A 12,254-nucleotide genomic window follows, 5' to 3' on the forward strand; every position below is an offset into this window, starting at 1 on the left:
ATCGTCCTGCTTCAGGTCCGTTCGCCCATCAGCCGGGTCATCTGCTCCGCGGCGTCGCTGCCGGGGGCGGGGGTGTACACCACAATGTGCAGGTCCGGCCGGTCCGAGGGAGAGACCTGATGGTGTTCCATCTGCAGCACCCCGACGGCGGGATGGTGAAACTGCCGTTCGCGGGACTCGAAGCCCAGGATGTCGTAGCGGTCCCAACTTTCCTGGAATTCCGGGCTGGCTTCCTTGAGCCGCTCCACTTGGTAGGCCACGTCCGGATCGCCCAGCCGCTGCCCGGTCTCTGCCCGGAACTCTGCAAGGAACCTTTTGCTGGTGACGTCCCAGTCCGGGAGCAGGTCCCGGACATAGGGGTCCGTGAACACCAACCACAACAGGTTCCTGTCCACGGCCTCGAACGTTCCTATGTTGGGGTACAACGCCTCATAGGCGCGATTCCACCCGGCTACGCCCCAGTCCGGGGACAACGCATAGGACGGGTTGGGATCCAAAGCGTCCAGCAGCCGCTGCACATGGGCGGGGGCATCGGCGGCCACCGGCCCTTTGGGCAGGGACGATGAATATCCGCCCAGGGACAGCACGTAGCTCAGGCCGGTGTCCGAGAGGTGCAGGGTGCGGGCAATGGATTCCAGGACCTGCCGCGAGGGGCTGATGTCCCGCCCCTGCTCCAGCCAGGTGTACCAGGTGACGCTGACTCCGGAGAGGAAAGCGATCTCTTCCCGGCGGAGGCCGCGCTCCCGGGACCTGCCCACCGGGGGCAGTCCGTAATCGGATCGCAGGGCCTGGGTCCGGCGGGTCCTCAGGTAGAGGCCAAGCTCCTTGCGTCTCTCATTACTCACCACCCAACACTATTACTCTGTTACTTTCAGTACTAGTAGCAGCACCGTCTTCCGCTCCGTGGCGTAGACCAGCAGGATGGTATTCATGCCTGCACTACGCTCAAGAACTGTCACCCACGGCCGCAACATGGCCGGAGCCCGCGCGCTGTTGCGTGCCTCCGGCGTTGCCAACACGGACATCGGCAAGCCGATCGTCGCGGTGGCCAACTCCTTCACCGAGTTCGTCCCCGGCCACACCCACCTGGCCCCCGTGGGCCGGATTGTGTCCGACGCGATCCTTGCCGCCGGTGCGGTGCCGCGCGAATTCAACACGATCGCCGTGGACGACGGAATCGCCATGGGCCACTCCGGCATGCTGTACTCCCTGCCGTCCCGGGATCTCATTGCCGATTCCGTGGAGTACATGGTCAACGCCCACTGTGCCGACGCCTTGGTGTGCATCTCCAACTGCGACAAGATCACCCCGGGCATGCTCATGGCTGCGCTGCGCCTGAACATCCCCGTGGTGTTCGTTTCCGGCGGTCCCATGGAGGCCGGCCGGGTAACGCTGACCGACGGCTCCGTGCGCTCCCTTGACCTGGTGAACGCGATCTCCGACGCCGTTGACGAGTCCATCTCCGATGAAGACATCAACCTGATCGAAGAGAACGCCTGCCCCACCTGCGGTTCCTGTTCCGGTATGTTCACCGCGAACTCCATGAACTGCCTGGCCGAGGCCATTGGGCTGGCCCTGCCGGGCAACGGCTCCGTGCTGGCAACCCACACGGCCCGCAAGGCGCTGTATGAGAAGGCCGGTTCCACGATTGTTGAGCTGGTGAAGCGCTACTACGACGGCGACGACGAGTCCGTCCTGCCGCGCAACATCGCCACCGCTGAAGCGTTCGACAACGCCATGGCCCTGGACATTTCCATGGGTGGCTCCACCAACACCATCCTGCACCTGCTGGCTGCTGCCCAGGAAGCGGGCGTGGACTACGGCCTGGCGGAGATGGATGCCAAGTCCCGCCAGGTTCCCTGCCTGGCCAAGGTTGCCCCGAACGTTGCCGGGAACAAGACCTACTACATGGAAGACGTGCACCGCGCAGGCGGCATCCCGGCGCTGCTGGGTGAACTGAACCGTGGCGGCCTCCTGCACAAGAACGTCCACTCCGTGCACTCCAACGACCTTGACGGCTGGCTGGACTATTGGGACGTCCGCGGCGGCAAGGCAACGGACGAAGCCAAGGCGCTGTGGCATGCTGCTCCCGGTGGCGTCCGTTCCTCCACAGCTTTCTCGCAGTCAAACGAATGGACCTCCCTGGACACGGACGCCGAGGATGGCTGCATCCGCTCGGTGGAGCACGCGTTCTCCAAGGACGGCGGCCTTGCAGTGCTGCGCGGCAACATTGCCGTGGACGGTGCCGTGGTGAAGACCGCAGGCGTTGACGAGTCCATCTGGACGTTCGAAGGCCCCGCCATTGTCTGCGAATCACAGGACGAAGCCGTGGAAATGATCCTGAACAAGGCCGTCAAGGAAGGCGACGTGGTGGTGATCCGCTACGAAGGTCCCCGCGGTGGTCCCGGCATGCAGGAGATGCTCTACCCCACGTCCTTCCTGAAGGGCCGCGGCCTGGGCAAGAAGTGCGCACTCATCACCGACGGCCGGTTCTCCGGCGGAACCTCCGGCCTGTCCATCGGTCACATTTCCCCCGAGGCGGCCTCCGGTGGCGACATCGCCTTGGTGGAAAACGGCGACATCATCAGCATCGACATCACCCAGCGCTCCCTGCAGCTGAAGGTCTCGGACGAGATCCTGGCCGAGCGCCGCGAAAAGCTCCTGGTCAACGGCGGCTTCAAGCCCAAGAACAGGGACCGCCAGGTCTCACCGGCTTTGCGGGCCTACGCTGCCATGGCGCTTTCGGCGGACAAGGGCGCCGTCCGCGACGTCTCCCTGATCGAAAACATCTAGCCGCCGTTCCGAGCACAAGCCGCCTGGCGCCGTCGTACTTCACTGAAAGTACGACGGCGGTGGGCGGCTTTTGTTTGCGGGGAGCGGTTCAGGGGACGAACCTGTAGCCCATGCCCGGCTCCGTGATGAAGTGCCGCGGGTTGCCCGAATCGGCTTCCAGTTTCCGCCGGAGTTGGGCCATGTACACACGGAGGTAGTTGGCTTCCGTGGCGTAGGCCGGGCCCCATACTTCGGTGAGCAGCTGCTGCTGTGTGATCAGCTTGTCAGGATTCCGGACCATGATGTCCAGGATGCTCCACTCGGTCCGCGTGAGCCGGACCTCCCGGCCGGCAGCCATGATCTTCCGCTTTGCCAGGTCCACCGTGAAGGTTGGTGTCTCCACCACAGTGGCCTGGTCCAGGTCCTCGGCGCTCCTGCGAAGCGCGGCACGAAGGCGGGCCAGGAGCTCATCCAGGCCAAAGGGCTTGGTGATGTAATCGTCCGCGCCGGCGTCCAGGGCTTCCACTTTGTCATTGGAGCCGTGCCGGGCCGACAGGACAATGATGGGCACATCGCTCCATTCGCGGAGGCGGGTGATCACGGTTGTCCCGTCGATGTCAGGCAGGCCCAGGTCAAGGATCACCAGTTTCACGGGCCGTTGCGCAGCAGCGTGCAGGGCCGATTCGCCGTCAACCGCCGTGAACACCGTGTAGCCGTGGCCTTTGAGGGTGATGGCCAGGGCACGCACAATGTGGGGATCGTCGTCCACCACCAGGATGTTGGTCATAGGTGCCGCAATTCCGGGAGGGCGCCCGTGGATAGCGGCAGCCGGATCACCATGGTCAACCCGCCGCCGGGTGTTTCCTCGGCCGTCAGGGTTCCGCCCATGGCCTCGGTGAATCCCTTGGCCACGGCCAGGCCCAAACCCACACCCGTGGCAGCCGGGACATCGTCCAACCGCTGGAAGGGCTGGAACATCTGCAGGACACTGGCCGCTGGAACGCCCTGGCCGTGATCGATGATCCGCAGCTCGCTGGCGGGTTGGCCGGCCAGTGTGGCGGTACTGAGACCGCCGGCGCTGCCAACAATCACAATGTCCGAGCGTGGGGCATACTTCACGGCATTCTCCACAATGTTGGCTATGACCCGTTCCAGCATGCCGGCATCCGCATCCACCTCCGGCATGTTGGCTGCCAGGTCCACCCTGACGCGGCCGGCCGGGATGCCGTGCAGGGAAGCCGGTATCACCTCGGACCAGCGGATGGGTTTGATCAAGGCATTCACGGAATCGGAGGTGATGCGGGACATGTCCAGGAGGTTGCCCACCAGGACGTCCAGGCGGTCCGAGCATTCGTCAATGGTGGCCAGGAGTTCTTGTTCTTCCTCTTTGGTGTAACTGACCCCCGTTTGCCGAAGGCCGCCAACGGCAAGTTTGATGCCTGCCAAGGGAGTCCGGAGATCGTGGGAAACAGCCCGGAGGATGGACGTGCGCATGGTGTTGCTCTCGGCCAGGCGCACCACTTCGCGGCGGCTGGCAGCCAGTTGGCGGCGTTCAAGCTGGGCCGTGAGGTGGGAGCCGAAAGCTCCCAGCAGGCGGCGGTCGCTGGCCGGAAGCACCCTTCCGCTGAGGACCAGCCGTGTGGTGGCGTCGATCTCTTCGATGGTGTCCGTCCCGGCATCTTCGCTGGAGGCAGCGGCCGGGCCTGCCGCCGCAATCAGCCGCCACCCGCCGTCGTCCGTCAGTTCATGCAGTGCTGCCCGGCGGACCTGGAAGACATCCAGCGCCTGCTCCAACAATCCCACCACCGTGTCCTCCGCAGCCGTGGCGCCGCGGGTCAGGTCGGCCAGGGTGGTGGCCTCGGACCGGGCCCGGGCAGCTTCTTTGGAGCGCCGGGCGGAGAGGTCCACCACCACCGCCACGGCGGAGGAGACCCCGGCGAACACCAGCAGCGCCAGGAGGTTTTGGGGGTCGTTGATGGTCAAGGTACCCAAGGGCGGAACCGAGTAGTAGTTCACCAGCGCACTGCTCCACAGGGCAGCCAGCAATGCCGGCCACAGCCCGCCAACCAGGGCAACGGCAACGGAGCCGCTGAGCTGGACCAGGACCGCTGTAGCAATGTTGTGCGATGGGCTGGCGGCCAGCAGGAGCTGCAGGAGGACCGGCAGCACCACTGCCAGCGCAAAGCCCACCACCACCCGGATCCGGCCCAGGTCCCGGGGCCGTGGAGGCCTCCTGCCCTGGCCGCTGAGCGGGTGGGAGACCATGTGGACGTCAATATCGCCCGATTCCCGGACCACCTTGTTTCCCACGCCGCCCATGAGCCTTCCGGGCAGGGCTTTACGGCGTGAAACCCCCACCACAATCTGGGTGGCGTTGACGCTCCGGGCAAAGTCCAGCAGGGCTTTGGCGGGGTCCTCCCCGGAGACGATGTGGTAGCTGCCGCCCAGGTCCCGGATCAAGGTGCGCTGGGCTTCCAGGTCCTGCGGGGATTCCGCGGCAACGCCATCTGCTGCACGCACGTGGACTGCCAGGAGGTCCCCGCCGTTCACCCGCTTGAGGATCCTGGCGGCCCTGCGGATCAGGACTTCACCTTCCGGCCCGCCGGTCAGCCCGATTACTATCCGTTCACGCGCCGGCCAGCTGTCCTCGATCCGGTTTTCCGCGCGGTAACGGGCCAGCCCCTCATCCACCCGGTCCGCCAACCACAGCAACGCCAGTTCGCGCAGCGCGGTCAGGTTGCCCGTGCGGAAGTAGTTGGACAGTGCGGCGTCGATCTTGTCCGAGGCGTAGATTTTGCCGTCGCCCAGGCGTTGCCTGAGGAGCTCGGGGGAGATGTCCACCAAGTGGATCTGGTCAGCCCGCCGGACCACATCATCAGGGACGGTTTCCGCTTGCCTGACGTCCGTGATGGCGCCCACCACGTCCCCCAACGAGGCCAGGTGCTGGACGTTGACCGTGGAGAGAACGTTGATGCCCGCCTCCAGCAGTTCCTCGATGTCCTCCCAGCGCTTGCGGTTCCGGCTGCCGGGAATGTTGGTGTGGGCGTACTCATCCACCACCGCGGTGTGCGGGGCTCGCGCCAGGACGGCATCCAGGTCCATCTCTTCGAAGGCGGTGCCGCGGTACTCGACGTCCTTGGTGGGGATGACTTCCAGGCCGTCCGTGAGCGCCTTGGTATCGGCGCGGCCGTGGTGCATGGCGAAGGCCACCACCACGTCCTCGCCGCGCTCCACAAGCCGGTGGGCTTCCTTGAGCATGGCGTAGGTTTTGCCGACGCCGGGAGCCGCCCCCAGGAATATTCTTAGTGCTGCCCGCGCCATGAACGCCATTCTTCCACTAGTGCACCAGCCCTATTGGCGGTTCGTGGCCGCGGCGATGTCCAGGTTCAGCAACGTAACGTTCACCGAGGCCTGGCCAAGGAACGCTTCCGCCCCGCCGGTGGTTTGTCGGTCCACCATGCTCTGCACATCGTCCGGACCCAAACCATGGGCCGCCGCCACCCGCGGCACTTGGATCCGGGCGTATTCCGGTGAAATGTGCGGGTCCAGGCCCGAACCGCTGGCCGTCACTGCGTCTGCGGGGACGTCCGCCACCGGCACCTTTTCGGCTGCGGCAATGGCCGCCCGCTGGGCGGAGACGGCGTCCAACAGTGAGGGATCGTTGGGGCCCAGGTTGCTGGCAGAGGACGACGCCGGGTCCCAGGTGACTGCCGACGGCCGGGCGTGGAACCACTCGGGACTTTGTACACCGGAACCGTCCGAGGATACCTGGGAAATCAGGGCCGACGCCGCTGGATTGCCGGCTTGGTCCTTGACCACTGACCCGTTGGCTTGGAACGGGGCCACCAGCTGCCCTGCACCGAAGATTGCCAGCGGATACAGGACACCCAGCACCAGGGTGGCGAAGAGGAGGAACCGTGCGGCCGTAGCCGCTTGGCGCAAATACATTTTCATGGGTTGTCCTAGCCGATGCCGGGGATGAGGGAAATGAGGAGGTCCAGCAGTTTGATGCCCAGGAACGGCGCCACCAGGCCGCCCAGCCCGTAGAGCAGCAGGTTCCTGCCCAGGGCCTGGTTGGCGGAAACCGCCCGGTACTTCACGCCCCGGAGGGCCAGCGGAACCAGTGCCAGGATGATGAGTGCGTTGAAGATCACCGCTGAAAGAATGGCCGACGCCGGGGTGGCCAGCCCCATGATGTTCAGCATTCCCAAGCCGGGAAAGGCGGCCGTAAAGAGCGCCGGAACGATCGCAAAGTACTTGGCGACGTCGTTGGCCACGGAGAAGGTGGTCAACGCCCCGCGGGTGATGAGCAGCTGTTTGCCGATGCCCACAATGTTGATCAGCTTGGTGGGATCGGAGTCCAGGTCCACCATGTTGGCCGCCTCCTTGGCGGCCGGCGTCCCGGAGTTCATGGCAACCCCCACGTCCGCTGCCGCCAACGCCGGGGCGTCGTTGGTGCCGTCACCGGTCATGGCCACCAAGCGTCCTTCGCCCTGTTCCTTGCGGATTACCTCCATCTTGTCTTCGGGGGTAGCTTCAGCCACAAAATCGTCAACGCCGGCTTCGGCGGCGATCGCCTTGGCCGTGACGGGGTTGTCGCCGGTGATCATCACCGTGCGGATCCCCATCTTCCGCAGTTCCTCAAACCTGGCGCGCATCCCGGGCTTCACCACATCCGCGAGGTGCACTGTTCCCAGAACCCGGGCGGCGCCGTCGTGAGTGTGTTCGGCCACCAGCAGCGGCGTGCCGCCCTGGGCCGAGATGTCCTGCACCCGTTGCTGCACGTCGGCGGGCATGGTGCCGCCGGCTTCAGTGACGAAGCGTTCGACGGCGGCCGCGGCACCTTTGCGGATCCGGTGGCCGCCGAGGTCCAGCCCACTCATGCGGGTCAGGGCCGTGAATTCAACAATGGCCAGGTCCGGAGTGGTTGAACTGAGCTCCTCGAGGGACTGGCCACCGCCGGTGAGGCCGGTGCCGTCGGCGGTGCCGCCGTCGGCCAGCTCCACAATGGACCGCCCCTCCGGCGTCTCGTCCGCAAGGCTGGACAGCCGGGCCGCCGTGACGAGTTGGTCCTGCCCGATGCCGGCCGCAGGGTGGAAGCCCACCGCGCGCCGGTTGCCGTAGGTGATGGTTCCGGTCTTGTCGAGCAGCAGGGTGGTGATGTCACCTGCCGTTTCCACTGCCCGTCCGGACGTGGCCAGGACGTTGTGCTGCACCAGGCGGTCCATGCCCGCGATGCCGATGGCCGGTACAAGGGCGCCGATGGTGGTGGGGATCAGGCAGACGAGCAACGCCACCAGGACGATCGGAGACGGCGTGGCGCCGGCCAGGGACGCGATGGGAGCCAGGGTCATGGTGACCACCAGGAACACGATGGTCAAGGAAACCAGCAGCACGTGGAGGGCAATCTCATTAGGGGTCTTGTGCCGGACGGCCCCTTCCACCAGCTTGATCATCCGGTCAATGAACGTGGCACCCGGTTCTGCGGTGATGCGGACCAGGATCCGGTCAGACAGGACCTTGGTGCCGCCGGTGACCGATGAACGGTCCCCGCCGGACTCCCGGATCACCGGCGCCGATTCACCGGTGATGGTGGATTCATCAACGCTGGCCAGGCCCTCGATGATCTCCCCATCGGAGGGGATCACATCACCGGCCTGGCAGATCACAACATCGTTGAGTTTCAGGTCCGTTCCCGGTATTTCCTTGGTGGAGCCGTCCTCCAGCCGCACCCGGGCCACGACGCCCTTGCGGCTGGCCCGGAGACTGTCCGCCTGCGCTTTGCCACGGCCTTCGGCAATGGCCTCGGACAGTGTTCCGAACAACACCGTCAACCAGAGCCACGCGGTGACCACAATGCCGAAAACCGCGGGCTTGAACAGGCAGATGATGGTGCAGGCCGCGGCCCCCACCAGTACAACGAACATGACGGGCGAGTGGACCATCTGGCGCGGGTGGAGCTTTGCGAAAGCCACCGGAAGGGCTGCGCGGATGGTGGCGGCGTTGAGTTTGGCCGGCGCTTTGGTGTGGTGCTTGTGGTCTCCGGGTGTTCGTGTTTCCGGAGAATTTCCGTCGGCGTAGGTCAGTGCCGACGTGTCCGCGGCTGGTGCCGAACTGGACCGGGTCATTGAATGAGTCCTTCTGCGAGGGGGCCCAACGCGAGGGCCGGGAAATAGCTGAGAGCCGTCATGATCACGGTGACGCTGAGGAGGAGGGAGCCGAACAGGGCGCCGTGCGTGGGCACGGTTCCTGCAGACACCGGGATTTTCCTTTGCCGGGCCAGGGAGCCGGCCAGGGCCAGGACCAGGGCTATGGGAAGGAAACGTCCCAGCAGCATGGCAACACCCAGCGCTGCGGAAAGGTACGGCCCGGAACTGGTGATGCCGCCAAACGCGGAGCCGTTGTTGTTGGCGCCGGAGGTGAAGGCGTACAGCATTTCACTGAACTGGTGGGGTCCACTGGCCGGGGCGTTGGCCATGGCCTCCGGAAGAAGCGCCGTGACGCCCGCGAACACCAGCACCAGGGTGGGGGTCACCAGGATGTACAGGGCAGCGAGTTTCATTTCGCTCGGGCCGATCTTCTTGCCCACGAACTCCGGGGTCCGCCCCACCATCAGGCCCGCGATGAACACGGCAATGATGGCCAGGACCAGCATGCCGTACAAGCCTGATCCGGTCCCTCCGGGGGCTACTTCACCGAGCATCATGTTCAGCATGGCCACGCCCCCTGCCAGCGGAGGAAGGGAATCGTGCGCCACATTTACGGCTCCGGTGGAGGTGAGCGTGGTGGAGGCTGCGAAGATTGAGCTCGCTGCCGGCCCAAGGCGCTGCTCGAAGCCTTCGCCCAAGCCGCCTGCCGCCGTCGTCGCTGTTCCTTGTGCCGAGGCGACAGCCGCCGCCATCAAGGCCGTGGAGGTCAGCCAGAGCGCACCCATCACACCTGCCACCGTGAATCCCTGGCGCTGGTCGCCCACCATCCGTCCGTAGGTGTAGGGGAGCGCAGACGGGATGAGGAGGATCAGGAATACCTGGAAAAGGCTGGTGAAGACGTTGGGGTTCTCCAGGGGGTGGGCTGAGTTCGCATTGAAGTAGCCGCCCCCGTTGGTCCCCAGCACCTTGATGGCTTCCTGCGAAGCGACCGGCCCGCCGGGGATCACCTGGCTGACGCCTGTGGCCTGGTTGGCAACGTCCGTGGACCAGAAATTCTGTACGACGCCGCCAATCACCAAGGCGATTGCTGCCACCGCAGCGAGGGGCAGGAGGAGGCGGAAGGACGCGCGGGTGACGTCCACCCAGAAGTTGCCCAGCCGGTCCGTTCCAGCCCGCGCGATCCCGCGGATCAGGGCGATGGCCACCACGATTCCTACTGCTGCGGACAGGAAGTTCTGAACCGCCAGCAGGCACATCTGGACGAAGATGCCCACAGTGGCCTCCGGCGCGTACGTCTGCCAGTTGGTGTTGGTCACAAAGGAGATAGCCGTGTTCATGGCAACCCAAGGATCCACGCCCGGAAGGCCGTTGCTTCCCGGGAGCACACCCTGGAGCCGCTGCAAGGCGAAGATCACCAGGATGGACACCGCGGAGAAAGCCAGAACGCTGCGCAGATACACAGACCAGCTCTGTTCAGTCCCGGAGTCCGCTCCGGCCAATCGATAAAACACCCGTTCAGGCTTTGAAGACCTTGAACCGGAGAACACCTTGTCCATGTAGACGCCCAGCGGTTTGTGCACAAGAACCAGCACAACCAGCAGGACGACTATTTGGGTGATCACTGATGCGGTGCTGAAAACCACCCGCCCTCACCACTTTTCCGGGTTGAGCAGCACTGCCAGCAAGTAACCGATCAGGGCCAGGCCCACCAGGAACAGCCCCGCCCACATGACGGCGTCCAGCATCATTGCCCGCTCACCGGGCCTCCGCCGTCGATCATTCCGCCCAAAAGGTGGGCAACCCACATCACGATTCCCATGCTCACCACAAGAATCACCACAACAGCCACGTCGGCCATTGGAACGTCCTTTCATCAGCACCCCGTTGGCGGGGCTGATGCCAGTCAACCCCCGTGAATGCGGCGAAAAGGCGTTCCTTACGGTTCCTTAATGCGGTGGACGCCAATCTTGATGATTTTTTAACGCCCGCCAGGGGGTGCCCAAAGAAGCCGGCTTGTGGGTACATTGATCCATAAGCGGCGGTATGTGGAATTCCATTGATTCCCGGAAATCAACGGCTGCTTGGTTTGAATCAGTTCCACAGCAGGTTGTCATTTGTTCCATATCCATGAAAGGAAATGCCTTGGCTGTTTCTGTTGAATTGGGCAAAGCACTCGATAAAGCCTACGAAAATGCCTCGCTGGACGAGATTCTGGCGGCACCACCGTCAGCGCTCGCAGGGGTTACCGAGAAACACGACGAACTTCTGGCAGGAATGGGCATCAAGACGGTGCGCGATCTTGGCAGCAACAAGTACTTCGCCGTGGCAGGCGTCCTGGTGGCCCTGGCCGGCAAGACGGGCTAGTTCCAGCGGACGACGGCGGGAGGGTCCGCCGTCGTCCGGTCACCCGCCTCTGCTGCCCGTCAGGGCGTACAGTCCGCGCATCAACCCGATAATCCGCTCAAGGTCTTGAGGCGGATCCTTGATTAACCACGCTGCATGCACGGCGACGGGTGGCGCATCGCGCACGGGCCTGTAGGTGACGCCCCGACGCCGGTACTGATGGGCCGTTGATGCTGCGGTGATGCCCCGGGCCGCACCGCTGCCAATGACCGTCAGCCAGTCGTCCACATCCTGGGTGGACACCACGTCCTGCGGGCCGACGTCCCCGGGCCACAGATCCAAGGTGGTGCTGCCGGTGCGCAGGTCCAGCGCCACGGGCCGCGAAGCCACTTGCGCCAAGGTCACAGACCTTTTGGCGGCCAGCTCATCATCCGAGGCCATGGCGCAGTATCGCTTCTCACTTCCCACAGGTTCATGCCCGACGGCGGCAGCCTGCGGCAGTTTGCGGAGGATGGCAAGGTCTGCGGTCCCGTCAGCCAAGCCACCCGTAGGGGTATTGGACCGGACCAGCAGCAACTCACGGTGTGGAAAAGCGGACGACCACCGGCGCTGGAACTCCGTGGTGTGCTCGCCCAGCGCGGACCACGCGTACCCGATGCGCAGCTTACCCGTGCCTGCGCGCGCCTCGCGTCCCAGATCGTCAAGAAGGGCCAGGACCCGGCGCGCGGTGGCAAGGGTTTTCTGGCCGCTGGCCGTCAGTGCGACACTTCGCGTGGTCCGCTCCAGCAGCCTGGTGCCGAGGAACTCTTCCAAAGCGGCGATGTTTCGTGACACTGCTGCTTGGGACATTCCCAGGGCAATACCGGCGTCCGTGAACGTGCCCTCATCAACTACCGCTGCCAGGCACCGCAACTGGCGTACTTCAATGTCCACGAGGACCATCCTATTGATGCATTCCGTGCATAAACAGGGGTGTCCATGCATTTAGCG

Annotated in this window: 10 protein-coding genes; 2 read left to right on the plus strand and 8 right to left on the minus strand. The window is 64.7% G+C overall.

The window, feature by feature from the left end; genetic code table 11:
• Positions 1–11 precede the first annotated feature (11 nt).
• The gene (locus JOE60_RS01600; protein ID WP_167265554.1) at positions 12–845 is read right to left on the minus strand and encodes an MmyB family transcriptional regulator; all 834 of its coding nucleotides are present in this window, start codon (positions 843–845) and stop codon (positions 12–14) included.
• Between the two features lie 85 nt (positions 846–930).
• Between JOE60_RS01600 and ilvD the strand changes: the two genes are divergently transcribed.
• Entirely contained in the window at positions 931–2,793 is a 1,863-nt protein-coding gene (gene ilvD, locus JOE60_RS01605) for a dihydroxy-acid dehydratase (RefSeq protein WP_167265552.1), read from the plus strand.
• Positions 2,794–2,881: 88 nt separating this feature from the next.
• On the opposite strand, the gene JOE60_RS01610 is transcribed toward ilvD, so the two are convergent.
• Genes JOE60_RS01610 through JOE60_RS01635 form a run of 6 tightly spaced genes read right to left on the minus strand, consistent with a single transcriptional unit; the run spans position 2,882 to position 10,669 of the window.
• The gene (locus JOE60_RS01610; RefSeq protein ID WP_167265550.1) at positions 2,882–3,559 is read right to left on the minus strand and encodes a response regulator; all 678 of its coding nucleotides are present in this window, start codon (positions 3,557–3,559) and stop codon (positions 2,882–2,884) included.
• Positions 3,556–6,093, minus strand: a complete 2,538-nt coding sequence (locus JOE60_RS01615; protein WP_167265548.1) for a DUF4118 domain-containing protein — start codon at positions 6,091–6,093, stop codon at positions 3,556–3,558. Before JOE60_RS01615 ends, JOE60_RS01610 begins: the two co-directional genes overlap by 4 nt.
• A gap of 30 nt (positions 6,094–6,123) precedes the next feature.
• On the minus strand, positions 6,124–6,726 hold the full coding sequence (locus tag JOE60_RS01620) for a potassium-transporting ATPase subunit C (protein WP_167265546.1): 603 nt from the start codon (positions 6,724–6,726) through the stop codon (positions 6,124–6,126).
• 8 nt (positions 6,727–6,734) lie between these two features.
• Positions 6,735–8,900, minus strand: coding sequence for a potassium-transporting ATPase subunit KdpB (gene kdpB / locus JOE60_RS01625; RefSeq protein WP_167265544.1), 2,166 nt, complete (start codon positions 8,898–8,900; stop codon positions 6,735–6,737).
• Entirely contained in the window at positions 8,897–10,564 is a 1,668-nt protein-coding gene (gene kdpA, locus JOE60_RS01630; RefSeq protein WP_167265542.1) for a potassium-transporting ATPase subunit KdpA, read from the minus strand. Before kdpA ends, kdpB begins: the two co-directional genes overlap by 4 nt.
• Before the next feature lie 6 nt (positions 10,565–10,570).
• On the minus strand, positions 10,571–10,669 hold the full coding sequence (locus tag JOE60_RS01635; protein ID WP_167265540.1) for a potassium-transporting ATPase subunit F: 99 nt from the start codon (positions 10,667–10,669) through the stop codon (positions 10,571–10,573).
• Positions 10,670–11,063: 394 nt separating this feature from the next.
• Between JOE60_RS01635 and JOE60_RS01640 the strand changes: the two genes are divergently transcribed.
• Entirely contained in the window at positions 11,064–11,285 is a 222-nt protein-coding gene (locus tag JOE60_RS01640) for a hypothetical protein (RefSeq protein WP_167265537.1), read from the plus strand.
• Positions 11,286–11,324: 39 nt separating this feature from the next.
• On the opposite strand, the gene JOE60_RS01645 is transcribed toward JOE60_RS01640, so the two are convergent.
• Positions 11,325–12,197 carry a LysR family transcriptional regulator gene (locus JOE60_RS01645; RefSeq protein WP_204814810.1) on the minus strand — a complete coding sequence of 291 codons (873 nt, stop codon included), beginning with the start codon at positions 12,195–12,197 and terminating at the stop codon, positions 11,325–11,327.
• Positions 12,198–12,254: the final 57 nt, after the last annotated feature.

Origin of the sequence: Paenarthrobacter ilicis, assembly GCF_016907545.1 — a bacterium.
In the GTDB taxonomy this organism is placed as follows: domain Bacteria; phylum Actinomycetota; class Actinomycetes; order Actinomycetales; family Micrococcaceae; genus Arthrobacter; species Arthrobacter ilicis.